The sequence below is a fragment of the Bradyrhizobium sp. 149 genome (genome assembly GCF_023073915.1).
In the GTDB taxonomy this organism is placed as follows: Bacteria; Pseudomonadota; Alphaproteobacteria; order Rhizobiales; family Xanthobacteraceae; genus Bradyrhizobium.
The window spans coordinates 156,357-179,530 of the sequence record NZ_JADPKK010000023.1; the positions used below are offsets into that span (position 1 = coordinate 156,357).

The 23,174-nt window shown below is 60.4% G+C and carries 24 protein-coding genes; 4 read left to right on the plus strand and 20 right to left on the minus strand.

What is annotated here, in order from left to right; all coding sequences use genetic code 11:
• Position 1: 1 nt before the first annotated feature.
• The 19 genes from IVA88_RS28470 to IVA88_RS28560 all read right to left on the minus strand — a co-directional run bounded on the left by IVA88_RS28470 (position 2) and on the right by IVA88_RS28560 (position 18,841).
• A complete protein-coding gene (locus IVA88_RS28470; RefSeq protein ID WP_247500525.1) occupies positions 2-382 on the minus strand; it encodes a cupin in 381 nt (126 codons plus the stop codon).
• A gap of 12 nt (positions 383-394) precedes the next feature.
• A complete protein-coding gene (locus IVA88_RS28475) occupies positions 395-1,930 on the minus strand; it encodes a 4-hydroxyphenylacetate 3-hydroxylase N-terminal domain-containing protein (protein ID WP_247500526.1) in 1,536 nt (511 codons plus the stop codon).
• Positions 1,906-2,394 (minus strand): flavin reductase family protein, encoded by a 489-nt coding sequence (locus tag IVA88_RS28480; RefSeq protein WP_247500527.1) that lies wholly within the window; start codon positions 2,392-2,394, stop codon positions 1,906-1,908. The genes IVA88_RS28475 and IVA88_RS28480 overlap by 25 nt, the downstream gene beginning before the upstream one ends.
• A gap of 169 nt (positions 2,395-2,563) precedes the next feature.
• A complete protein-coding gene (locus IVA88_RS28485) occupies positions 2,564-4,570 on the minus strand; it encodes a methyl-accepting chemotaxis protein (RefSeq protein WP_247500528.1) in 2,007 nt (668 codons plus the stop codon).
• Positions 4,571-4,614: 44 nt separating this feature from the next.
• Entirely contained in the window at positions 4,615-5,298 is a 684-nt protein-coding gene (locus tag IVA88_RS28490; RefSeq protein WP_247500529.1) for a DUF2848 domain-containing protein, read from the minus strand.
• Positions 5,226-5,972 carry an ATP-binding cassette domain-containing protein gene (locus tag IVA88_RS28495; RefSeq protein WP_247500530.1) on the minus strand — a complete coding sequence of 249 codons (747 nt, stop codon included), beginning with the start codon at positions 5,970-5,972 and terminating at the stop codon, positions 5,226-5,228. Before IVA88_RS28495 ends, IVA88_RS28490 begins: the two co-directional genes overlap by 73 nt.
• A complete protein-coding gene (locus tag IVA88_RS28500; protein WP_247500531.1) occupies positions 5,972-6,721 on the minus strand; it encodes an ABC transporter ATP-binding protein in 750 nt (249 codons plus the stop codon). The genes IVA88_RS28495 and IVA88_RS28500 overlap by 1 nt, the downstream gene beginning before the upstream one ends.
• Positions 6,718-7,641: a branched-chain amino acid ABC transporter permease gene (locus IVA88_RS28505; protein WP_247500532.1), complete on the minus strand. Its 924-nt coding sequence runs from the start codon at positions 7,639-7,641 to the stop codon at positions 6,718-6,720. Before IVA88_RS28505 ends, IVA88_RS28500 begins: the two co-directional genes overlap by 4 nt.
• A complete protein-coding gene (locus IVA88_RS28510; protein ID WP_247500533.1) occupies positions 7,641-8,540 on the minus strand; it encodes a branched-chain amino acid ABC transporter permease in 900 nt (299 codons plus the stop codon). Before IVA88_RS28510 ends, IVA88_RS28505 begins: the two co-directional genes overlap by 1 nt.
• A gap of 29 nt (positions 8,541-8,569) precedes the next feature.
• Positions 8,570-9,868: an ABC transporter substrate-binding protein gene (locus tag IVA88_RS28515; RefSeq protein ID WP_247500534.1), complete on the minus strand. Its 1,299-nt coding sequence runs from the start codon at positions 9,866-9,868 to the stop codon at positions 8,570-8,572.
• Positions 9,869-10,129: 261 nt separating this feature from the next.
• Positions 10,130-10,714, minus strand: coding sequence for a MarR family transcriptional regulator (locus IVA88_RS28520; protein WP_247500535.1), 585 nt, complete (start codon positions 10,712-10,714; stop codon positions 10,130-10,132).
• 220 nt (positions 10,715-10,934) lie between these two features.
• Complete coding sequence (locus IVA88_RS28525; RefSeq protein ID WP_247500536.1) at positions 10,935-12,311, minus strand: amidase family protein; 1,377 nt, start codon at positions 12,309-12,311, stop codon at positions 10,935-10,937.
• A complete protein-coding gene (locus IVA88_RS28530) occupies positions 12,308-13,057 on the minus strand; it encodes an ABC transporter ATP-binding protein (protein ID WP_247500537.1) in 750 nt (249 codons plus the stop codon). Before IVA88_RS28530 ends, IVA88_RS28525 begins: the two co-directional genes overlap by 4 nt.
• Positions 13,054-13,827, minus strand: coding sequence for an ABC transporter ATP-binding protein (locus IVA88_RS28535; protein ID WP_247500538.1), 774 nt, complete (start codon positions 13,825-13,827; stop codon positions 13,054-13,056). The genes IVA88_RS28530 and IVA88_RS28535 overlap by 4 nt, the downstream gene beginning before the upstream one ends.
• A 4-nt stretch (positions 13,828-13,831) precedes the next feature.
• On the minus strand, positions 13,832-14,842 hold the full coding sequence (locus tag IVA88_RS28540) for a branched-chain amino acid ABC transporter permease (protein ID WP_247500539.1): 1,011 nt from the start codon (positions 14,840-14,842) through the stop codon (positions 13,832-13,834).
• A gap of 2 nt (positions 14,843-14,844) precedes the next feature.
• Positions 14,845-15,693, minus strand: coding sequence for a branched-chain amino acid ABC transporter permease (locus tag IVA88_RS28545; protein WP_247501213.1), 849 nt, complete (start codon positions 15,691-15,693; stop codon positions 14,845-14,847).
• A gap of 49 nt (positions 15,694-15,742) precedes the next feature.
• Positions 15,743-16,942, minus strand: a complete 1,200-nt coding sequence (locus IVA88_RS28550; protein ID WP_247500540.1) for an ABC transporter substrate-binding protein — start codon at positions 16,940-16,942, stop codon at positions 15,743-15,745.
• A gap of 24 nt (positions 16,943-16,966) precedes the next feature.
• Positions 16,967-17,749 (minus strand): FCD domain-containing protein, encoded by a 783-nt coding sequence (locus IVA88_RS28555; protein ID WP_247500541.1) that lies wholly within the window; start codon positions 17,747-17,749, stop codon positions 16,967-16,969.
• A 195-nt stretch (positions 17,750-17,944) separates the two neighbouring features.
• Positions 17,945-18,841: a LysR family transcriptional regulator gene (locus tag IVA88_RS28560; protein ID WP_346657656.1), complete on the minus strand. Its 897-nt coding sequence runs from the start codon at positions 18,839-18,841 to the stop codon at positions 17,945-17,947.
• Between the two features lie 125 nt (positions 18,842-18,966).
• Here IVA88_RS28560 and IVA88_RS28565 point away from each other — a divergent pair, with 125 nt between their 5' ends.
• The 4 genes from IVA88_RS28565 (at position 18,967) to IVA88_RS28580 (ending at position 22,959) form a co-directional block, all read left to right on the plus strand.
• Complete coding sequence (locus IVA88_RS28565; RefSeq protein WP_247500542.1) at positions 18,967-20,388, plus strand: P1 family peptidase; 1,422 nt, start codon at positions 18,967-18,969, stop codon at positions 20,386-20,388.
• A gap of 113 nt (positions 20,389-20,501) precedes the next feature.
• On the plus strand, positions 20,502-21,248 hold the full coding sequence (locus IVA88_RS28570; RefSeq protein WP_247500543.1) for a LuxR family transcriptional regulator: 747 nt from the start codon (positions 20,502-20,504) through the stop codon (positions 21,246-21,248).
• A 67-nt stretch (positions 21,249-21,315) separates the two neighbouring features.
• Positions 21,316-21,948: an acyl-homoserine-lactone synthase gene (locus IVA88_RS28575; protein ID WP_247500544.1), complete on the plus strand. Its 633-nt coding sequence runs from the start codon at positions 21,316-21,318 to the stop codon at positions 21,946-21,948.
• A gap of 90 nt (positions 21,949-22,038) precedes the next feature.
• Positions 22,039-22,959, plus strand: coding sequence for a LysR family transcriptional regulator (locus tag IVA88_RS28580; RefSeq protein WP_247500545.1), 921 nt, complete (start codon positions 22,039-22,041; stop codon positions 22,957-22,959).
• Here IVA88_RS28580 and IVA88_RS28585 read toward each other — a convergent pair.
• A complete protein-coding gene (locus tag IVA88_RS28585; protein ID WP_247500546.1) occupies positions 22,929-23,171 on the minus strand; it encodes a DUF2274 domain-containing protein in 243 nt (80 codons plus the stop codon). The genes IVA88_RS28580 and IVA88_RS28585 overlap by 31 nt on opposite strands.
• Between the last annotated feature and the right edge of the window lie 3 nt (positions 23,172-23,174).

Sequence of the window (23,174 nt, forward strand, 5' to 3'; positions counted from 1 at the left end):
CCTATACCGGGTCGAAGTAATGGATCTCCAGCAGCAGGCACCCTTTCTCCGACCTGAAGGGACCATGATAGGCGCCGGGGGGCCGGCAGGCGTAGGTGTATGGGCTGAACGGCTCGCCACCCTCGCCGCTTTCATCGTTGCCGACGGTCAGATCGCCCGATACGAGGAAGACCTCTTCCCAGTACTCATGCACGAAAGGTTTCGTCGTGTAGACACCCGGCTCGAACCTGAGCAGTCGCGTACGGCTGCCGCCGCGTCTGGCCTCGTCGAGCGCTCCAGCCAGGATCTTCTGCTTGATGCCGGCCGGATACCCGGGCGGTGTCTCCCAGCCCTCGTTCATATCGAGCGTGTGAAATTCGTCGTGCGCCTTGTTCATCGCCATTGTACGTACTCCTCAGGCTGCAGCCTGCTGTTTTCCAACCTCGTCGGCCAACGCGTAGCCTCCGAGAATCCCGTCGACGAGCGCGCTCGCGGCCGACCAGTCATAGGTGCGGAACGAGTGTCCCTTTGTCACGAAGGTCGCGCCGGCATAGAACATCTCGTACTGCAGATGCCGCGAGGCGAATTCTGAACCGACCGCATCCCATGCCAGCTTGAAGAACTTGACCCGTTCCGTGGCGCTGGCGGCTGGTGACTGCTGCGTCCGCTCAATCAGTTCGGCGATCTCCGGATTTGCAAAGTCCTTGACCGACGACGGCAACATGATCAGACCGCCGCCGGCGAGATCGCGAAGCGTGTTGATGATCTTCGGATACAGTTGTTGAGTGAGCGCCTGGGCAGCATACAGGGTGTGACGATCCGGGATGAAATAGCCGTTGTACAACGTTCCTTTCGCTTCCATGGCGGCGACCATCGCGTCGATCATGCCGCCTTCGGCGGCCAGCTGACCGAGCGTCTCCCGGACTTGCGGAAAGCCGATCACCCCGTTCACCTCGGCGATCCGCTTTGCGATACCGAGCAGGAAGCGAACCTTTACCGAGAGCCGGATCATCGCCTGATAGTTCTGGTAGACATGCGCAGGCGTCGCATGGAACTGCTTCTGGCACATCTCCAGGTTCTTGAAGACGAAGATCCGGTCCCACGGCACCTTTACATCATCGAAATAGAGCACCGCATCGTTCTCGTCGAAGCGGCTTCCAAGCGGGTTGTCGAACACGGAGGGAGATGCCGCTTCGTAGGATTTCCTGGACAGGAGCGTGAGCCCCCTTGTGTTCATCGGAATGGCGAATGAGAGCGCATAGGGTTCGTCGCCGGGCTGGAGCGGCTGGATGCAGGTGACAAAGACTTCGTTCGCGACGACCCCCCCGGTGGCAAGCATCTTTGCGCCACGCACGGTGATGCCCGAGGCATCCTGATCGACCACCCCGGCCGTCAGGAATGCGTCCTTTTGCTGGGCCGCCGGCTTCGAGCGGTCCGCCTGGGGATTGATGATCACGTATGTGAGGTACAGATCGCGGTCGCGGGCGAACGTGTAGTAGTCCGCCAGTGCCCCAGCCCTCGCGGGATCGTAGGCCTGGAACACGTCCAGTCCCATGTACATACCCGCGATGCAGGATGCCACATGATCGGGCGCGCGTCCGAGAAAGCCGCCGTGCAATGCTCCCCAGGCTTCCAGCCCGCGCCGGCGCTCAACGAGATCCCCGGCGGTGTGCGGCAACTGCCAGATCCGATTGGCACGGTCGCCGCTCTTCGTCGGATAGGTCATAAGTTCGCGGTTTCCCGGATCCGCGACGAAGTCGTAGAGGCTGCCCACTGAATGCACCAGCCGCTCGAATGCCGGATGGCTCGTCGGATCCTCGATCCTGCAACCGTCAATGACAATCGCCCGCTTGTCACGGAGCGACGCTACGTGTTGTTCGCCTGTCTTGATCATTTCGTCCCTTCCTTTGTTGAGGCGACCGCCGGTCAGTAGTGGATCGGCAATGGCCATGTTGGCTCGCGCTGGCCGGCCTCGGCGAGCGCACAGTATTTTCCCCTGAAGAACACAAGCGGCGCCTCATCCTCGCGCGAGCTGAAACGGACAACCCTGCCCACGAAAATCAGATGATCTCCCCCGTCGTATTGCGCGTAGGGCTCGCATTCGAAGTGCGCCAGCGCGCCCTCGAGGAGAGGTGCTTCGGCGTGCCCCAGCGAATGCGCGACATCGCGCCACTTGTCGCCCAGTGCTTTTGCGAACTGGTTCGAAAGAGCCTCCTGCTGCCCGCTGAGAATGTTGACCGCAAATCCGGCGGCCGCACTCATGGCGGGCAGGCTCAACGCCCGACGATCCACACTGAACAGCACGAGAGGCGGATCCAGCGACACGGAGTTGAACGAACTCATCGTCATTCCGATCGCCTCGCCCGCACCGCTGCGCGCCGTAATGATCGCGACACCGGTGGCGAACTGGGACAACGCACGTCGAAATGATCGATCAGATGACATAGGTCCTTGTCGCTTTGTATAATAGCTTTATTTCAAAGCTATTATGACGTTGTCGTCAAGTCAAAACTGCGAGTTCGTCAGGATTTCTCTGCTGCACCGCATCGATGGAGACAGCGAGCTCCCGACCGGAAGGCCCGGGTCATGTCGCGCGAACGCTCCCGATGAACCGACGGACCTCGCCGTCGAGAACACCGGCCTGGGTTGTCAGTTGACGTGCTGCATGCAGGACGTCGTTGGCGACGGCATCTCCCCTCATTGCAGCCTCATTCACCACGGTGATATTGGAGGAAACCTTGCTCGTGCCCGCCGCTGCTTGCTGGATATTTCGACTGATCTCCTGTGTAGCGGCGCCCTGCTCTTCCACGGCGGATGCAATCAGCGCGGAGTAGCTGCTGATGGTTGCGATGATCTCCGAAACCTTCCTCAGTTCATGAGCAGCCTCGTCCGTGACGGACTGGATGCCCTGCACCTGGGACGCGATCTCCTCAGTGGCCCTGGCCGTCTGTCCAGCAAGGGCCTTCACCTCGGTCGCCACGACCGCGAAGCCCTTGCCAAGTTCGCCGGCACGCGCCGACTCTATGGTCGCGTTCAAAGCCAGCAAATCGGTCTGGTTGGCGATCGAACTGATCAGGTCGACCACTGCACCAATGCGTCCCACGGCGGAAAGAAGTCCGGATACCTTTTCGTTTGTCCTGTTTGCCGCTGAAACCGCCTGATCGGCCGTGCTTGAGGACAGATGCACCTGCCGGCTGATCTCCCCGATCGCGCTGGACAGCGCCTCGGTCGCCGCTGCCACCGACTGTACATTTATCGCGGTTTCCTTCGTGACGTTATTGACTGCCCCGGTCAGACTCCCGGTCTTGCTTGCCGCAGCGGCCATTTCCCGAGCGCGAAGTTCGATCTGGCCGGCCTCCTCCGAAACGGAGCTGATCACGTTTCCGACGGTAGCCTCAAAGGCATCCGCAAGCTGGTTCATCGCCTGGACCTTTTCCTGCTCGGCGCGAGCCTTCAGGCTGTTTTGTTCCGCAGCAAGTCTGGCGTTCTCGACCATGCTGTGTCTGAAAATAACCAGTGCGTCCGCCATCTCGCCAATTTCGTCCGAGCGCCCCTGGGCCGGCACTTCAGCGTCAAGATTGCCCTTTGCGAGCTCTCTCATTGAGCTGGATATTGCGGCGATCGGCCTCGCGACCAGTCTGGAGATGATGAGGCCAAGGCAGAGCACGAGGACAAGAACAGTAATGACGACCACGAGCACGAGCATCCGCCGGAACGCATGGACCGGCTCAAGGACCTTGCCGCGATCAAGCGAGATCCCCACGAACCACCTGGCCGAGGGCACGCTGCTTATCGGGAAGAAGCCGGCGAGCCGGCCAGAGCCAGCCCCCGATGTCTCCCGCATGGCTCCGTCGGCCGCGCCCGGATCGAATCCTCCATCCAGTGGCTTGAGCACTTTTTGCTGCTCGGGATGCACCAGCACCGTGCCCTCCGAATCCACGAGGAACGCGTAACCCTTTCCCTCCAGCGGCAGTCCTCTCAGAAAATCGCGAATGGCGGAGAGTTCGACGTTGCCACCAGCCACACCAGCCACACCGTTTGGCCCCTGTACGGCGCGAGCAATCGTGATGCCAAGGCTCCCGTCAGCGGCCGCGCTGACAAACGGCTTTGTCACAATCGTCTGCTTCTCCACCGCCGCAGCCTGGTACCAGCCACGCGTTCGGGGATCGTAGCCGACGGGCATCTGCAGGTTCGGCTCCCTGATGTGGACGCCATCGGGTAGACCGAAGTGGACCGGATAAAAAGTATCTGTCAGGGTCTTTGCGTGGAGAAGCTGACGGAGGCTCGCTTCGGATTCTGCCGCTCCCGTGAGCTCGATTCCGTCCGCGAGAGCTTCAAGGAGACGCCGCCGCGCCTCGAGCCATGCAGTGATCCGGTCCGCCGCCCCCTGGCCCATCAGCCTGCTTTCGGACCGGGCATCCTGATCCAGGGTCCTTTCAGCGACCGACGCGCTCACGAATGCCAGCACACCGAGCCCCGCTACGGTGAGCAGCGAGGCCGCCATCATGATCCTGTACACGAACCGGCTACGCTTTCGTGGCTCCTGTCGCTTCGCCTCCAGAAACACGCTCTGATCGATCGGCAATTCCATGTTTCCGTCCCCCTCGACTTGACGATCCGGCTTGCGAACCTGGATCAGGAAATCACCTCAAGAGCCTCGACGTCGTAGTGATGCGTCAGCGATCTCTTGAGCACCGGATCGTGCAGCTCGATCTCGAAACGGCTTGCTGGCCTGATTCCGCCGATGGCGCCGGGGGTCCCGCAGAACATCAGTGTCGAGGCATCGAGCGCTTTCAGGCCTGTATATCGGGCGATGAGATCGGTTGGAGCCCTCAGGGCCGAAACGGAGCTGTCCTGATAGAGCACACGCCTGCCCTCGATGACCGCCCACGAGCGCAACAACAGGCTGTCCCAATGCTTCTCGACGTCAGAATATGACCACAACGATCGGCCAACCGGCTTGCCGCAGAGCTGCTTCGAGAGCGCGATACCTGAAGCCTCAGCCTTGCGATCGGTGTGATCAGAACCGACGCCGACCCACAGGCCGTCAGCCATGGCGATCACAACGGGCTCGACCTCTCCTGAAGTGTCGGCGCCGAGCACAGTCAGCCGGTTCGATTGCGTCAGAATCTGTGGCGCGCCCCTGTAAAACAGCGGCGTGCTGGACGGCCGCGGAACGCCAAGAGCGGCAAGCTCCTCGACATGATGCTCGATCGCAGCGATGTCCCGGCCCGCCCAGCCTGCGATTACGAGCGCATCGATTTCGACCCCGATACGATCGTTTCTGTTTCCCGCGCTACGGTCGAACTGGAGATACATGTTTGAACCTCATGGTTTGATGAATCCGTTATTTCCCCGCGCTCGATCTGCAACGTACGATCGGCGATCCGGTCCAGAAGCGCGGGTGTGGATTCAGTGATCAGGATGGCCAGATCAGGACGGTGCTTGCGGAGCTGCCCGAGCGTCCGGGCGTATTCGAGAGCAAGGGCTGGCGCGAGGCCCTGAAACGGTTCGTCAAGCAACAGCACCTTGCGCGCAACGGTAAGCGCACGTCCCAGCGCGACCATCTTGCCCTGCCCGCCTGAAATGCTGCCTGCGGCCCGTGCCCGCATCACATGGAGCTCGGGCAACATGGCGTAGATTTCGTCCAGCCGATCCGTCGTCTCCCGCTTCGGCAGATTGAGCGCCAGCATCGGAAGACGCATGTTCTCTTCAACGCTCATGTCCGGAATCAGCCGGCGATCCTCGGGCGCATAGCCAATTCCCAGCCGGGCGCGCTGATATCCGGGTAAAGCCTCGAGGTGCTCGCCGTCCAGCCAGATCGTTCCGCTGTCGCACGCCACGAGCCCCATGATCGCCCTCAGCGTCGTCGTCTTTCCGGCGCCGTTGCGACCAATCAGGATGGTGGTTTTGCCGTCCTGAAGCTCGAAGCCTACGTTGCGAAGCACGCGAACGCCTTCGATCGAGACGGTCAGATCGACAATTCCCAGCATCACGCGACCCCGACTACGCGCTTCAACACTTCATCATTGCTGAACACTTCGGCCGGAGTTCCCTCGGCCATGATCTGACCGGCATTCCAGACGACGACACGGTCGGCATAGCGCGCGACCACATCCATGTCGTGCTCGACGAACAGCGCGCTGATCCGACGTTGCCGGATCGCCCCCATGATCGCTTCCATCAGCGGAAAACGATCAAGTGCGCTCACCCCGCTGGTCGGCTCGTCCAGCAGAAGGAGGCGCGGTTCGAGCGCAAGCGCGACGGCAATGTCCAGCAGCTTGCGATGGCCTTCGGGCAGCGTACTGCTGATCCTGTTGGCGTCCTCGCCGAGACCGACAAGCTCAAGCAGATCCTGCGCCTCCTTCCGCCGCGCGGGCGTCTCGAGCGGTCGAAGCGCAGTCCAGAGACCATGCCGCGCAGCGAGGCCCAGCATGATGTTATTGATAACGCTTTGGTCGGAGAAGAGCTGGGGAATCTGGAAGGCACGCGCGATTCCAAGTCTCGCGATCTTGCGGGGAGCCAGACCCGTGATCTCTGCTCCCTCCAGATGCACGCTTCCCGATCCGGGGGTGATATACCCCGTGCAGATGTTGAGGAGAGTCGTTTTTCCCGAGCCGTTCGGGCCGATAACAGCGACGAACTCGCCCCTGTTGACCTGAATGTTGACGCCGTCCGCGGCCTTGATGCCGGCGAATGAGACGCGAAGATCGGTCGCCTTCAGGATGACATCGCTGGTCATAGGGACGGCGCCTTTTCTTGCTTCATAAGGCCGTAGAAGCCGCTCGGCAGGAACACGATGACCAGGATCAGGGCGGCGCCGACGATGAGATTCCATGCATCCGTCACGCTGACAGCGGCGCTGTGGAGTAGCTCCAGGAAAACCGCTCCGATAAACGCCCCTGGTACACCTCCGATGCCGCCGAGAACGGCTATGAGGATCAAATGACCTGAAGCGGTCCAGAACGCGAAATCGGGGACAACTCGCCCGACGGCAAATCCGGCGATCGCACCTCCCATCCCGGCCAGGCCGGCGGACGCCGCATACGCAATCAGAAGCACCGCCCAGACCGGCACTCCCAGATACTCAAGCCGTATCTCGTTGCTGTGAACGGCAGACAGCGCCTGCCCCAGGGGGCTGTTCAGATAATGGTGAAGGGCGAAGCCCACGACCACCATGAGGATCAGGGAGAAATAGTAGAGCAGTGACTTGAAGGCAGGATCCGGAAGCGAGACACCAAAGACGGTCGGTATGGGAACGGCCATTCCGTCCGTTCCACCGGTAAGACCATAAAGCTTGGAGCAGAGCGCGTAGAACACCATCGAGACGGCCAGATTGAGCATCGCGAAGAAGATCGCGCGATATCTGACAAGAAACGTTCCGACGATCACACCAAGGGATGCTGCAAGCAACACCGATGCGAGCATGGCCAGCGCGAAGTCCGCGACACCGGCCCGGGACAGAAAGGCCACTCCGTATGCGCTGGCGGCGAAGAACATCGCATGCCCGATCGAGATCAAACCTGCGCGCAGCAGCACTGCGACACCAAGCGCCGCGAATCCCTTGGCGATTGCCAGCGTGAGAACAAACTCAAGCCAGGGCATCAGAATGGGCAGAACAGCAAGCCCGAGAAGGGAAGCGGCCGCGGTCTGGAAGCGCATCAGACTTTCCTGATTTTCATGGTACCAAGCAGCCCGTATGGCCGAACCAGAAGTACGACCAGCATGGCTGCATAGGGTGCAACTGCATCAAACTCGGGAGCGACGTAGACTGCCGTTACGCGGGCTACACCGACGATCAGCGACGCAAGCGCCGCCCCCTCGATCTGCCCAAGACCGCCGATCGCAGCGACAGCGAACGCGAGCACCATTGTGTCTGCACCAAGTCCCGGCGCGATGCCCGAGGTGGGGGTGGAAAGCGCACCGCCCAGCGCGGCGAGAAATACGCCCAGCGAAAATGCAAGCAGGAATATCCTGTCGGTATTGATCCCGATTGACTGAGCCATTTCGCGATCGGCCACGACCGCGGCCATCAATCGTCCGAGCCGGGTGTGGCGTATCAGGAAACGCAGGCCGAAGATGACGGCCAGCGCCACACCTATCAGCACTAGCTGATAGTTCAGGTACACGACACCACCTAATGTTGTCGTGCCCATGAGGCGCATCGGGGTGTCTTCGTAGTAGGACTGCACACCGAAAATGATGCGCTGCAGGTCCTCCAGGATCAGGAAGAGGCCGAAGGTTGCGAGTATCTGTACAGCCTCCGACTTTCCGCAGACCCACCGGATCAGCGTGGCTTCGAGCAGCGGCCCTAGAACAGCGGCCACCAGTGCTGCGCTGAGGAGGAGCGCAACGAACGAGAAGTATGGATTGAGACCACGGCTTGCGACGAACAGGCTCAATGAGGCGGCGAGATACCCTCCGATCGAATAGAGGCTGCCGTGCGCGACGTTCAGCACCTTCAACACGCTGAATACGAGCGTCAACCCGACTGCCGCGAAAAAGATCAATGCAGCACTCGCGAGGCTGTCCAGGAGTAGCGGAATGAATGCACTCGACATGGCTCTCTCAAACTCTGACCTGCTGCGTGCTATTTGTAGCTGCCGGGCTTTGGCAGGCTGCTGGCGAATTCAGGAGTCAGCGTCGAGATCCAGGCGATCGGATCGGTGCCCGCCTTCGGCATCAGCTCGTCCCCCCTGTAGCGCACCATGTCGGAGATCGTGACGCCGGGCTGCCCCGACGATCTGGCGGTGACGCCCACGATCTGATCGACAACGCCGTCATTGTCGGCTCGGGTTACGGTAGTCCCCGTAAGCGTCGCCACGCGGCTGCCTTTCATGGCATCTGCCAGCTCCGGACGGCTCGGCCACTTCCCGCCGTTCCTGCGCATGGCAGCTTCGTAAGCGGCCTGAATGTAAATCAGTGAGTTGGCCATCTTCAGCGACGGGAAGACCGGGTATTCACCGAAGCGGTCCTTGTACGCTCTGCTGAAGTCTGCCGCGGCCGGATTGGCCCTGGCATCCGGTGACATCCACCATCCGTCGCCCAGAACGCCGACGATGACCCCGTCGGGCAGATCGACGCGCTGCAGCACCGTTTCCCCGAGTGCGAGGATCACCTGGCTCGAACGGAACAGACCGCGGGGCTCCGCCTGCCTGACGAAGTTCTCCAGATCGGCCCCCCAGAGATTCGAAAACACAACGTCCGGCCTTGTCGTGGTCAGCCGCGAAATTTCCGTCTGGTAGTTCGGGGATCCAAGCTTGGGGTAGAGCTCGGCGACGATCTGGATGTCCGGTTTGAGCGCCTTGAGTGCCGCCTTGAAGATCACCGCGCCGTCGTGACCGAAGGCATAGTCGGGGTTGATGATTGCTACCGATTTTGCTCCTGGATTTCGCTGCAGGAGGTAGATTGCGTACGCAACAAACTCGGGCACTGTATTGCCGTTCGGGCGGAAGACATATTTGCCCTTGCCGTCGGCAAGCAGCTGGTGGGTATCGCAATTCCAACCGACAGTTGGAATCTGAAGCTGTTCCGCGATCGGCGCCAGAGCCAGACAATTGGCACTCGACAATGCCGCAATCATCACCTGATTGTTCGGGTCCGCCGCAAGCCGCCTGTATTCGGCGATGACCCCCTGGGCACCCTGCGCTTCATCGACGTAGGTCGCCTTGAGCGGGACGCCTGCGATGCCGCCTTTCGCGTTGATCCTGTCGATCATCAGATCGGCGGCATTCTTGCCGGGCATGCCATACGCCGCCGCAGCACCGGACGTGAACGTGAAGATCCCGAAATTGAGACTGCCCGGCTTCTCCTGCGCCGAACAAGCCGCAGCCAGCCCGACCGCAACTGCAAAGGCGACTGAAGCCAAACCTCCGGTGACGTTGACCACGGCTATTCCCTCCAGCATTTCATTGGCCGCGTCGGGCCAGTTCGGTGAACAGTCGAGAGACTGCAAACCGGCCGAGCTGACGACCTTGCTTTGTCTACTAGCTTTATAACAAAGCTATTTATCAAAGCCGGTCAAGATGAAAAACATCGCGGATTGCAGCCTTTTTGTGCTGCAGCGCAATCGGTCGGCAGGGAATGAAGAGATGCTGCCGGCTTTTGTGGGCCAGCTGCTTCCGCTTTCCATGATAAAAATGGAGCGCCTCTAACGGGCGCGAACGGACTTTCTGGAGCGACCCGACGTCGCGGAAGCAGGCTTTCGGGCAGCCTCCTGCGGCGCCCGGGCGCTCATGTACGCCAGCATGGCCACCGCCCGATCCCCGCAATCAACCAGACGAGCCATCATGGCAGAAAGCCTGTTGAAGTCGTCGGCCGACAGGCAATCGAACAGTGCGTCGTTGACGGGAGCCTGGATCGAGACAAGATCATCGAGCATCTTGCGTCCCTTTGGCGTGACCGTCAGAAGGACGCGGCGGCGGTCGAGGTCGTTGGTCCGCTTCCTGACCAGTCCCGCCTTCACAAGCTTGGCGACCTCTATGGTCACGAAAGCTCCCGAGAGATGCAGATGTTCGGCAATCCGGCTGACACCGACCCCCTCTTCACTCTCCAGATGAGCAATGGAAATCAGGGTGGTGTAGGCGATTCCTGAAATTCCGAGCCGTTGGCCAAAGAAGCTGCGGCACTGGTCGACCCGGGCGCTGAAGGCGAGAAAGTCGTGAACGAACTGGCGAAAACGGTTGTCGTTACCGCCCGACATCAGCTCCGGTTTCGAGACAGTTAAACGCGGCACTCCGTTTCCTTTGCGATGCCGGGCAAACGGGAAACGGGGCAAAACCGGGAGCGGTTCTGCCCTCCGCTTTATCCAGGGCAGGGTCAGACAGTGCTTGTATACCGATTTTGGACGCGCGCGCCAACGCTCCCGGGCAGGTCAAAACTGCTAGCCCGGGGTAAAGACCTGAAACCGGCCGCCGCTCCCGGCAGGATCGCCGGTGAACGGTCGGATCGTCTTCTCAGCGCTGGCTCTCGATGACCCGCGCCGCTTCCAGACAAAGGTCTTCCCTGAACCGTCCTGCCACAAGCTGGACGCCCAGCGGGATCCTGTCCCGGGTGCTCGTGGGAACGGAAAGGCAGGGTAAACCCAGGACCGCAAATGCGAACAGCGGCTCCTGCGCTCTCATGATGCGGCCCATGGCGTCAGCTCCCTCCTGATCGAGGCCCCGGGCGAACGGGCGTTCCATTGAAACGGGCAGCAGGGCGACGGGATAGCTTTCCATAAACAGCGTCCACTCCCGCAGGATGGTGGTGCGCCGCTCGAGCGCATCGAGGTAGCTCTCGATATCCACCTCCGGCGTATGTTCGAGCATTCCCAGGAACGAGTTCTTGAATGCGGGTCCGGCATGATCCAGCCCGAACTTCATCATGGATCGGCGGGCATCGTTCATCGCAAGGAGCCGCCAGAGATCAGCCGCCTCGGCAATTCGGGGCAGCCGTACCTCTTCAACCTCATACCCTGCGTTCATCAGGCGCTTCGCGGCTTCCTTGACCGCATTTTCAACGAGAGGATCAACGCCCTGTCCGAAGGGATCGATTGACATTGCCACGCGAACCGGCCTGCCCTCCCTGGTCTCGCGGAGTTCGGCGCCTGCCCACCACGGATCTCGCGGGTCTCCCTGTGCCATTACCGAAAGCGCAAGCTCCAGATCCCTTACGGTACGCGCCAGAGGTCCCTGCACCGACATCAGCTGCGCCGTTATCGGTCGCTCCTGCCCGGCAGTGCCGTTGAAGGCGGGCACCCGTCCGAAGGACGGCCGCAGGCCCGCCACCCCGCAGGCATATGCAGGATAGCGAATGGAGCCACCATAGTCGTTTCCATGCCCGATCGCACCAAGCCCCGTCGCCACAGCAGCCGCAGCTCCGCCGCTGGACCCTCCGGGAGTGATATCGGGATTTACCGGATTGAGAGTCTCGCCATGAAGGTCGTTATCGGTAAACCAGCGAAAGGAAAGTGCCGGAGTGTTTGTCCGCCCCAGGAGGATCGCACCGGCATTCCGCAAATTCCTGACGACGGGACTGTCATCCGCGGCGATGGTCTTCTGCAATGCCGGGACGCCGTTCGTCGTGGCGTAGCCCCGCTGATCCACATTGACCTTCGTGGTCACCGGTACGCCGTGGAGCGGGCCAATATCATCCCCGCGTCGAACAGCCTGGTCCGCCGATTCTGCGTCCTTGAGAACTTCTTCAGGGCGACAGTCGACAATTGCGTTTATTGACGGGTTTGTCGACTGGATACGGTCGAGGCAAGCGACCGCGACCTCACGGCAGGACACTTCCTTCGTCCGGATCGCGCGGGCCAGATCGACGGCATCCCGGCGCCAAAGCTCATTCATTGATTTATCCCTTGCCTGATTGTTTGTGCGTCTCCGGCGGACTTGCCCGGTGATCCCAGAGCGAGATAGGTCTCGCGAGCATCGCTAGCCCGCCCGAACTCGTCGGACGTACCCTCGAATACGATTTTTCCCTGACTGAGAATGTAATGTCTGGAGGCGACCGCTTCGCAGAACCTGATGTTCTGCTCGACCACGAGCACGGCGATGCCTTCCTGCGCGAGTCCTCTCACGATCCTGATCAGCTCATCGACAATGACCGGCGCCAGGCCTTCGGTCGGCTCGTCCAGAAGCAGGACCTTCGGCGAGCACAGCACAGCCCGGCCAATCGCGAGCATCTGCTGCTCGCCTCCCGAGATCGCGTCGCCCCTGTTGCACCGTCGTTCGGCCAGGCGAGGAAACAGGTCATAGACCGCCGAGCGCGTTCGTCCGCTTCCCCGCCGCTCGGCTATGGCCAGGTTTTCCTCCACGGTCAGTTCGGCGAAGATTCCCCGGTGTTCGGGAACGAGGACCACACCCTGCCGCGCAATCGCGCAGGTCCGGTTACCATCGATCCGCCTGCCGTCGAGTTCTACCCTGCCCTCTGAGCCGGACACGAGGCCGACGAGTGATTTCAGCGTCGTCGTCTTTCCTGCACCGTTTCGGCCAAGCAGGCTCACGATCTCTCCGGCGCCTATGTCAAGATCCACTCCCTGCACGATGTGGCTCTTGCCATAATAGCTGTGCAGATCCCTGACGCTCAGCATCATGCGGCTCCAAGATAGCGTTCACGCACCTTCTCGTCGGCGGTAACCATCGAGGGCGGCCCCTGCGTCAGAACCTCGCCATAGTTCATTACAGTCACGACATCGCTCACCGAAAGTATGAGTGGAATGTTGTGCTCGACAAGGACGACAGTGATTTCTGCAGCGAGAGAGCGGATCAATTGCGCCATATGTTCAATATCGTCGACGCCCATGCCGGCGGTGGGCTCATCAAGAAGCAGGATGGAAGGGTCGCCCGCAAGCGCCATCGCGACTTCCAGCCGACGTTGCTGGCCGTGCGACAAGGTACCGGCGATGTCTCCCGAACTGCCCTGCAGATTGAGCTTCACAAGAAGCTCCTCCGTCTTGCTGGAGGACTTGTGAAGACGGGAAACATCGCTCAGGAAGTCAAACGCTCGCAGCCACGAACGGGCCTGCGCTGCGAGACGCACGTTCTCGAAAACACTCAGTGCGGGAAAGATGCTCGTAATCTGGAAGGATCTGCCGAGCCCCATCCGGGACCTGAGATTTGCCTGCAGATGGGTGATCTCGCTGCCGTTCAGGGTAATGCTTCCGCTCGTAGGCCGAAGTATGCCGGTAATGCAGTGGAAAAGAGTGGTCTTGCCGGCGCCATTGGGCCCGATGAAGGCATGCACCGTCGACTTGTGGACTGCAAAGGATACGTTCTTGATAGCCGCGAACTGGCCGTATCTTTTCGACAGACCATCAACGCGAAGCACGACGTCCCGGGGAGCGGCGCTGGATTCAGTTGTCATCGAACTACTTCTCCAGCGGCAAGTGAGCTCGACGAGGCGACATGCCGATCACGCCCCGCCGCAGCGCCGTCGCGATCCATTGAAGGGCCGACCACAGGCCGCCCGGCAGACAGACGGCGACGACGATCAGGACGAGACCCAGCAGCAAAATCCAGCGGGACCACAGATCCGACAGCAGATGACTGAGAACGACCACCGTCACGGCGCCAATCACGCCTCCGAACAGCGAGCCGACACCGCCAAGCATGGTCATGATGAGAATCCGCTCACTCATCGAGATATCGATGTTGCTGAGTGGTACGAACCTGAGAAACATGGCGTAGAGTCCGCCGGCTACGGCCGTCACCATGCCGGAGAGGACGAAAGCAAGGATCTTGTAGGCGAGCGGATTGTAGCCGACCGCGAACGTCCTGCTCTCGTTCTCCCGAATGGCGACGAGGACCGCGCCGAATGGCGATCCGGTCACGCGCGCGAGAAGCGCGTAAACCGCAACGCAGATGATCGAGCACAGCGCGTAGAACGAGAGATCGGAATCGAGCGGCAACAATGTGGTGCCGAGGAAGCTCAATGGCGGGCGGGAAACGCCGAGAAGTCCGTTGTCACCCCCCGTGACGCCCGACATGCCGAAGGCCAGGAAGTAGCACATCTGGGTAAAAGCCAGTGTCAACATGATGAAGTAGACGCCGCGCCGCCTTGCTGCAAGGGAGCCGATGAGAGCGGCAACCATCGATCCGAGCAACAGGGCCGCCGAGAGGCTGAAGACAGGTCCCGCGCCCAGGCGAACGATGGCGAGACCGGTCGCGTAGGATCCCGCTCCGAAGAAAATGCCCTGTCCGAACGAAAGGAGACCGACACGGCCTAGCAGGAGATTGCACCCCAGCGTGGCGATCACGAAGATCACGCATTCGGTGGCAAGCGAGACGGATGGAAGCACCGCGGGAAGGAGCGCCACGGTTGCGATCAAGCCGAGGATCTCGCGGGTGGACTGGGCGCAGTTCGTGCCATACCGGCTCACAATCACGCCCTCCCCAGAAGGCCGCGCGGCCGAATGAGCATGATGGCAGCCATTCCCACGTACATCGCAACGCCTGATGCCGCGGGCCAGAAAACAGAAGTGGTGCTCTGGATTATGCCAATCAGCAGCCCTCCGGCCAGTGCACCGAAGAAGCTCCCCAGCCCCCCTACAACCACAACCACGAACGCGATCGCAAGCGCTTCCGGCCCCATAAATGGCTCAACGCCACGTATGGGAGCAGCCAGAACGCCGGCAAGGCCGGCCAGGCCTGCGCCCAGGCCGAAGGTCGCCGCGAACACACGGCGAATATCGATGCCAAGCAATTCGATGTCGTCCGTCGATTGCGTCCCCGCGCGAAGGACCGCACCGTAGTTCGTCCGCTCGAGCAGCAACCAGAGACCCGCAGCCAGAACCACTCCGACGCAAATCACGAACAACCGGTAACGTGGGTAGACGAAATCGCCGAAGGCCACGGCTCCGACCAGTCCACCGGGAGCCGCGACGTGCTTGCCCACCGTGTCCCATACCAGAACGACCGTCTCCTGGATGACCAGCGCGAGGCCGAGCGTCGCCAGAATCTGCATGTTGTGAGACAGTCGATATAGTACGCTGAAGGCGGGCTCCGAAAGCCAGGCTACGAGGCCGATGCAGATCGGCGCTCCCACCAGTGCGAACCAGAAACTGCCGGTCTGCTGCACCAGTTCGAAGCCGACATAGGCACCTAAGAGATAGAAGCCACCATGTGCGATGTTCAGGAAGCGCATCATCCCGAACGTGATCGACATTCCGACCGCTATCATAAAATAAATGATTCCGATCCCGACGCCATTGGCGACCTGGGACAACAACATGGACGCCAAGGCAGCGGCTCCTTCCGAGTGCTAAATGTCTACGCTCGAGCTACGTCATCCTGCATTGGGATATGGCCTGCTCGACGAACGAGCGCCCCGAGCTCACGATGTCGACGAAGTCTGCGTCGTTCTTCTTCTTCGAGGCCGGCTTCGCCAGAGCGAGATAGTATTCCTTGACACACTGGTGATCGAACGGCCGAATATTCTCCTCGCCGGTCGGCCCTTCGTAGGTCAGTCCCTCCAGGGCCTTGATCACCTCCTGGGGGTCGTCCGATTTCGCCTTTTTGAGCCCTTGAAGTAACAGGTCATTGCATGTGAACAGATTGACCATGCTCCAGCTCGGCAGGGTGTTGGCTTCGTTCCTGAACAACTCGACGATCGCCTTGTTCTTGGGCGTGTCCACGTCGTGCCAGTATTGCAAGCCGAAATAGACGCCATCCAGCACGTCAGAGCCGATTTCGGAGAACTGCTCCAGTCCGGCACCCCATGCGACCAGGATCTTCATCTTGTCCTTCAAACCGAATTCGGCAGCCTGGCGAAGGAAGTTGGTTGTCTGCGGCCCGAAGTTCAGAACAAGGATGACATCCGGCTTTGCTGCCAGAATGTTGGTGATGTGACCCGAGAATTCGGTTTCGGTCAGGGAATGATCAATGTTGCCGACGTGCTCGACGCCGAGCTCCTTGAAAATGGCTTTGGAGTTTCGGAGCAGCGCTTCTCCAAAGACATAGCTTGGGGTGACCGTGAACCAGCGCCTGGCCGAGGGAAGCATCCCGATCAGTGGACGGACAGTCTGCTGGATCGCGCCATAACTCGGCACCGGCCATCGGAAGGTGCTCTTTCGACACTCGGATCCGGTCACCTCGTCTGCGCCAATCGAGCTCACGTAGACACCACCGAGATTTGCGACGGCCTGTGACATTGCCAGTCCGACCGACGAGAGAACCGGGCCGCTGAAGAACCTGATCTTTTCCCGCTGAGCGGCGGTGATGATCTTCGGCATCGCTCGTCCAGGATTGCCTTCGTCATCCAGGGCAACGTATTCCGCGGAGAGACCATATTTGCTTGCGAGCGCCCGGACAGCGAGACGGGCCCCCAGGTCTGCAGGCTTTCCGGCGCTCGAGAACGGACCGGACAAGGACAGGACAGAGCAGATCCTGGTGGCATCAGCTGCGAACGCATTCTTCAGTAGCGCAGGGCAAAAGATTCCCGCAGCCGCTCCTGCGAGCAGCTCCCGACGTGTCGTCTTCATGTGATACTACTCCGGTTTGGTAGACTATCCCCGCGACTGGCGAATGACGTGACGTACATCCCGCACGTCGATTCGCTCGTCCACCGTCAGCACGTAAGGCTCGGCGCTGATCACATGCTCGCGCATGATCTCACGGGCCGCGCCTCCGTCGCGGGCACGAAATGCTTCAAGCAGCTTCTGGTGAAACGCGATGTTGTCGTCGGTGAATGACTGGGCATTCTCATCGAGATGGGCGCGACGAATGGTCGAGCGTATGGCCGAATTGATGAAGCGCGCAGCAAGGGCGAGGATCGGATTGTCGCAGGCCTCCACGAGGATGTCGTGGAAATCCATTTCGATGTGCCGCAACCGCTCCCAGTTTTTCGCAGACCCGGAAAGCTCGTGCTGCAACGAAATCGTCCTCTCCAGTTGCCCGAGATGATCTTCCGTCAGCACGGACGCAACCGTTCCGGCAAGTTCAGGCTCGATGATTTTCCGGACCTGGTAGATCTGGAGAGAAGAGACCGGCTCGAAATAGAAATAATTGCTTAGAAGATCGATGGAGCGTTGCAGCGAGACGGCTGCGACGCGGGCTCCGCCGGTGGGTCCTGTCGAGTTATGGATGACCCCCTGAACCTCGAGTGATCTGAGCGCTTCCCGAACGGTGGAACGAGCGCTCTCGAACATCTCGATGAGCTGCCCCTCCTGAGGAAGCCGCTCCCCGGGTTTCAGCTCCATCCGAAAAATGTAGTCTTTGATCTGCTCGGCGATTGCGTCCGAACGCTTTTGCCGAACGGAATCCAACTTGGGGCGGATTTCCAGTACCATTATTGAACGTTTCCTCTTTCCTGCTATTTATGATCATGAATTATCGCCTGTCAAGCATCGACGTCAGAATCTCTCGTCGATGTCCTTCCTCATGATTCACGTCACGCCGGGTCCGCCAGACAGGATCAGCAAGGCGAAGCCTGCTTCCCGGACGCCAGCTGCGCGACGTCGCGGCCGCGCAACAACATTCAGTCATCAGCCCCGCCCATCAAATTCGCCCCTTGCGCCGCGGACCGCGGTGGCGATGTGCGAACAGAGCGCCGCCACTGCTGGCGTTCGATGAGTGTCGGCGTGCGACACCAGCCAGTAGGTGCGCTGGAAACGAATCGCGGGCAATACGCGCTTCAGCTCGGGAAAGCGCCTTGCGACAAAATCGTGCAGGATGCCGATGCCGTGGCCCGCTTTGACAGCCTCTATCTGGGCGATGATGCTCCCGCATTGATATTGCCTCGTCATGAATTTTCCGAGTGAAGAGGCGTAGTCCAGCGCGCGACTGTAGGCGATATCTTCCACTTGCGTGACCAGCAAGCGATCGGCCAGATCTTCCAGCGAGCGAACCTGTCCGCTTCGTTGCAGATAGCTCTCCGTCCCGTAAACGCTGAGCGTGTAGTCGGTGAGCTTTGTGACCAGCAACCTGCCGTGCATCGGCCGTTCGAGCATGACCGCGATGTCCACTTCGCGCTTCGATAGCGAAAAGGTTCTCGGCAACGGAACGAGCTGGACGACAAGATCGCGATTCCGGGCAGCCAGTGACGCCAGCTCGCTTGCAAGAAAGTAGTTTCCGAGACCTTCAGGGGCACCAATTCGCACTGTGCCGCAGAGCGTTTTCGAGGAACGGCCAAGGCGAGCGCCAGCTCTGAGAAACTCCGCCTCCGCACACTCTGCGGCGGCGAATACCTCTTCGCCCGCCAAGGTCAGGCGGGTGCCGGTTCTTCGTCGATCAACAAGCTTCACCTTGAGTTCGCCTTCGAGCGCGGTGAGCTGCCTCGCGACTGTCGTGTGATTCAACCGGAGGCGGCGTGCCGCACCGTGAATCTGGCCTGCGCGGGCGACTGCCAGGAAAACACGGAGATGGTCCCAGTTCATCGTCATTCGACAGCTCACCCCTCTACAGACCCTTCCCTCGCCCGCCGAACGGCGAGCCAAAGCCGAGCACTTGACGAGCTTCGTATCATTTATGATTATAAACAGTACTAACAACAAGTGGAGGGACTCTCATGCGGCGAATTCGAGCTCGGAATTTCATCAGGGATTCCATCACCTTAGCGGCCATCGGAATGGCTGCGACCGGTGCTGTCTGCGAGGCTGCCGCGGATCAGAATCTTGCGCCCGCGGTCAACGTGGCGGGAGACAAGGTGCTCAAATTCGATTGGCCCGAGGTACAGATCGGCACCGGCGAATATGCCGAAGGCCCGACCGGGGTGACCGTTTTCCGCTTCCCCAGGAAGGCGATGGGGGTGGTCGACGTCAGGGGCGGTGCACCTGGCACGGTCATGACCGACTATCTGCGCCTGGGTTACGAGTCCCCCGATATCGACGCCATCGTTTTCTCGGGAGGCTCTGCGTACGGACTTGAGACGACAACGGCTGTCGCGACGGCACTGAAGGACGATAACATCCGCAACGGGTTCTGGAACAACACTGCGGTCACTGCAGGTGCCATCATCTACGACTTCGGCGACCGAAGATTGAACGAGGTCTATCCCGACAAGAAACTTGCCCAGGCCGCTCTCCGCGCGGCACAGCCCGGCGTCTTCCCGCAGGGCGCCCAGGGCGCGGGCCGATTTGCGCGAACCGGAGGCTTCTTCAACTGCGGCAGCTACTCCGGTCAGGGCGGAGCTTTCCGGCAAATCGGCAACATCAAGATCGCGACATTCGTCGTCCTGAACGCCGGCGGCCTGATCACGACACGTGATGGCAAAATAGCCGCCTGCTATGATGACGCCAGTTGGCCAAAAGCCCTGAAGACGACGGACTTGCTTGCAGCCATTCCCCTCAGCCGCAAAGCGGGCTGGAATGGTGTTCCTCGAGGCGGCGACAACAAGAACACCACCATCAGCCTCGTCGTCACCAACCAAAAGCTGAGCAACGCCGAACTCCAGCGCCTGGCCGTCCAGGTGCATACTTCAATGGCGCGGGCCATTCAGCCCTTCGCAACAGTCAGCGACGGCGATGTTCTGTACGCAATCTCCACGGCAGAGACAGGCAACGAGCGCGGGGCCGGTGGGCGTTCTGCCTCGGACCTCAACAACGAACTCGGCACGGCAGACCTGGGAGCAATCGCTTCCGAGATGATGTGGGATTCCATCCTCGCATCGATCCCGGATCAACCAAAGGCGGTCGCACCGTCCAGGGACTACAAACCCCAGGGACGGGACATTGCCGCATTCGCGGGGAAATATGTGTTCAGCCCGTTCGTCACGCTTGAGATCAAGGTCGATGGCGATCGCCTGTTCGCCCTGGCTACAGGTGAGCGTCCTGCGTATGCGATTGGAAAAGACAAGCCAGTGGAATTGCTGCCCGTCAGTCCCGGCTACTTCACTGTCCCCGATCGATATCCCCTGACGCTCAGGTTCGACGGTCCAGGCCGGTTGATCGTCAATCCGGGTCATTGGCAGCAACTGGGGTTGCGAGGCTAGCTGCAGATCGATCCTCATCCCCCGGGATCCTGAGCAGATAGATCGAAGGTTTCGCCCTGGGCGAAACCTTCGACAGTCTTCCTTCCGCCATTCGGCGCGACACAGGGCAGGAAATGCACCGCGTCTTCCAGCAGTTCATCGATCATCTGGCTGCGGCGGAAAGCCCGGAGGATTTCTCCAGGGCACTTGCGGATGCCGCAGCAGAGCTCGATCTTCCGTGCTTTGCTTATCTGGGACTATGGTCCAGGTCGCAGGACAGTCCACGGCTGATCTCCACATATCCATCACGGTGGACGACACACTACCTGCGGAGCAACTACCAATCCATCGATCCCGTTCTCATCTCCGCGACTCACAGCCCCGAGCCATTTTGCTGGGGAGTTGACTTGCCGTCGCAATCCCTGTCGATCGCGCAGAAGCAGCTATTTGACGAGGCTTCTCAATCCGGAATCCGCTTCGGCTTCACGGTACCCGTGCATCGTGGCCGCCGCGCCATTGCTGCATTGACTTTCGCAACCGACGAGCGACGTGCCACTTTCGAAAGCAGCGTCAACTCCCAAGGGCGCGTGCTGCAGCTCATGAGCCTGCTATTCCACACCCAGGTTCAGATGAAACTGGCGACAACGGCCACAGCAAACGGAATCAGGCTGTCTCGCCGCGAACACCAGTGTCTCGAATGGGCAGCACGAGGAAAGTCCGCGTGGGAAATAGGGCGCATACTTGGTATCTCGCAGCATACAGCCGCTTCCTACCTCAATAATGTCAAGAAAAAGCTCGGCGTGCGAACCCTCGTGCAGGCCGCGATACGGATGGCCGCTGACAAAAAAGAAGAGCAGAATTTTGACGAATACTACCTGTAATTGCGGGTGGTGCATTTAGTCCGGGAAACCGCTCCAAGAAGGGATCAATCGCCTTCTGGAGGGGACCATGATCCAGCTCATTACCCCGGCGTCGTACCAGGACTTCTCCAATGTCCTCGCAGACATGTACCGGCTGCGTTACAGGACTTTCAAGGTTCGTCTGGACTGGGACGTGGTGACGAGCGGCGACCTTGAAGTCGATGAATTTGATGCGCTCAGCCCCGTCTACCTCGTCCAGTTTTCCAGCACAGGGCAGGTGCGCGGTTCAGTTCGTCTCCTGCCCACGCTTGGTCCCACGATGCTACGCGACACGTTCCCTGTGCTGCTCGGAGGTCAGCCGGCCCCGTCGAGTCCTCTTATTTGGGAAAGCAGCCGGTTTGCTATCGATGTGACGAGCGACGAACCCAAAGGCCAGCACGGGCTTGCCCGATCAACATACGAGCTGTTTGCAGGCATGATCGAATTTGGACTGTCGCGGCGTCTGGCAGAGATTGTTACCGTCACCGATACCCGAATGGAGCGCATCCTGCGTCGGGCAGGTTGGCCATTACGGCCACTCGGGTCCCCCTGCCGTATAGATAACACTTTGGCCATTGCAGGTGCCCTTCAGGTTTCTCACGAGAGCCTCCTCGCGATCCGTACCGCAGGTCATCTGGCAGGACCGGCCCTCTGGACACCTGTAGTGGCTGCCGTGGCCTAGAAGGCCTTGGCGCCAAACTGGCCAGGCACGCCCTTCCCCATTCAAGGAAACCCGCACTCAGCAGCGCAACCAGGCTTTTGGCGGTCAGCTATGGTCCATGGAATTGATCTCCAGCAGCTTCGCTATGCGGTGGCCGCGGACGATTGCCGTAGCTTCCGGCGGGCTGCTGATCTCCTGTCTGTCAGACACTCGGTGCTAAGCCGTTCAATCAACCAGTTCGAGCACATCGTCGGCGTCCCGCTGTTCCGGCGCTCGACCAGCGGCGTAACGCCCACCGCAGCGGGCCTCAACATACTAGACAGGTCGCGAACAATTCTGGAGCATGTTGATGCGCTCGTCGCTGCGGGACAGTCGATCGCAAGGGGACACGCGGGCCGGCTCGCAGTCGGCTTCTGCACTTCAATCTCGGCTGGCAATCTGCGCGCAAGCCTCATCGAATTCAGAAAGCGGGCCCCGTCGGTTGAACTCGCAGTTGTCGAACTGTCACCGCTCCAGTTGCGGAATGCCATTCACAGCGGCACAATTGACCTCGCGGTGGTACCGGAACAGAGCACGCCGGCGGATCTGGAAGGTCTGCCGGTCTGGAGCGAGCGCTTCCTGCTTGTGCTGCCCGGGGACCACCCTCTGGCTTCACGGAAACTCGTCCACTGGAGCGATCTTCGCAACGAGACCCTGCTACTAAGTCAACGCGATCCGGATGCAGACCTGGAACTGCGCCTGGTTTCAGGACTTCTGGCAGATCACGAATGCCCCAGGATCGAGCGGCACAACGTCAGCCGGGGACTCGTGAAGAGCCTCGTCAGCATGGGTCTGGGATTCAGCGTAGGCATGGAATCCGACCTCGGGGCAACATTCGCGGGGGTTGTGTATCGAGAACTGGAAGGTGAGATCGGTCACGCGCGCATACAGTTTTATGCGCAATGGCGGGCAGACAACAAGAGCCCCGTCCTGAAGCGTTATGTCGAGCTGCTGACTGAACGTCATCGTTCTGTGTCTTCTCCGGGCGGATGACGGACACGCCGCAGCTTCGCAAATGCGCGGTCAGTCGCCATGAACCGCGCCAGCATCGGCGCAATGAGCTTCAACGGGTTCACAGGACCGCCGGTCTGGCGAGCAACCGCCTCCGCGTATGCAAGGAGATCCCGATGGACGGCCGCTGGCAACTCGGCCGAAACCTTCACCGGCTTTTCGTCGGCAACTGCAGCTATCCTGAGCTTGGGCACTGA

Bases quoted from the DNA above. Each gene is read 5' to 3' on its own strand.
- IVA88_RS28575 (WP_247500544.1), top strand. From the start codon at position 21,316: ATGATCCAGCTCATTACCCCGGCGTCGTACCAGGACTTCTCCAATGTC.
- IVA88_RS28545 (WP_247501213.1), bottom strand. From the start codon at position 15,693: ATGTTGTTGTCCCAGGTCGCCAATGGCGTCGGGATCGGAATCATTTAT.
- IVA88_RS28485 (WP_247500528.1), bottom strand. From the start codon at position 4,570: ATGGAATTGCCGATCGATCAGAGCGTGTTTCTGGAGGCGAAGCGACAG.
- IVA88_RS28500 (WP_247500531.1), bottom strand. From the start codon at position 6,721: ATGACCAGCGATGTCATCCTGAAGGCGACCGATCTTCGCGTCTCATTC.
- IVA88_RS28560 (WP_346657656.1), bottom strand. From the start codon at position 18,841: ATGACGATGAACTGGGACCATCTCCGTGTTTTCCTGGCAGTCGCCCGC.
- IVA88_RS28510 (WP_247500533.1), bottom strand. From the start codon at position 8,540: ATGTCGAGTGCATTCATTCCGCTACTCCTGGACAGCCTCGCGAGTGCT.
- IVA88_RS28470 (WP_247500525.1), bottom strand. From the start codon at position 382: ATGGCGATGAACAAGGCGCACGACGAATTTCACACGCTCGATATGAAC.
- IVA88_RS28505 (WP_247500532.1), bottom strand. From the start codon at position 7,641: ATGCGCTTCCAGACCGCGGCCGCTTCCCTTCTCGGGCTTGCTGTTCTG.
- IVA88_RS28550 (WP_247500540.1), bottom strand. From the start codon at position 16,942: ATGAAGACGACACGTCGGGAGCTGCTCGCAGGAGCGGCTGCGGGAATC.
- IVA88_RS28475 (WP_247500526.1), bottom strand. From the start codon at position 1,930: ATGGCCATTGCCGATCCACTACTGACCGGCGGTCGCCTCAACAAAGGA.
- IVA88_RS28495 (WP_247500530.1), bottom strand. From the start codon at position 5,972: ATGCTGGGAATTGTCGATCTGACCGTCTCGATCGAAGGCGTTCGCGTG.
- IVA88_RS28570 (WP_247500543.1), top strand. From the start codon at position 20,502: ATGCACCGCGTCTTCCAGCAGTTCATCGATCATCTGGCTGCGGCGGAA.
- IVA88_RS28580 (WP_247500545.1), top strand. From the start codon at position 22,039: ATGGTCCATGGAATTGATCTCCAGCAGCTTCGCTATGCGGTGGCCGCG.
- IVA88_RS28535 (WP_247500538.1), bottom strand. From the start codon at position 13,827: ATGACAACTGAATCCAGCGCCGCTCCCCGGGACGTCGTGCTTCGCGTT.
- IVA88_RS28565 (WP_247500542.1), top strand. From the start codon at position 18,967: ATGCGGCGAATTCGAGCTCGGAATTTCATCAGGGATTCCATCACCTTA.
- IVA88_RS28555 (WP_247500541.1), bottom strand. From the start codon at position 17,749: ATGGTACTGGAAATCCGCCCCAAGTTGGATTCCGTTCGGCAAAAGCGT.
- IVA88_RS28525 (WP_247500536.1), bottom strand. From the start codon at position 12,311: ATGAATGAGCTTTGGCGCCGGGATGCCGTCGATCTGGCCCGCGCGATC.
- IVA88_RS28530 (WP_247500537.1), bottom strand. From the start codon at position 13,057: ATGATGCTGAGCGTCAGGGATCTGCACAGCTATTATGGCAAGAGCCAC.
- IVA88_RS28490 (WP_247500529.1), bottom strand. From the start codon at position 5,298: ATGTATCTCCAGTTCGACCGTAGCGCGGGAAACAGAAACGATCGTATC.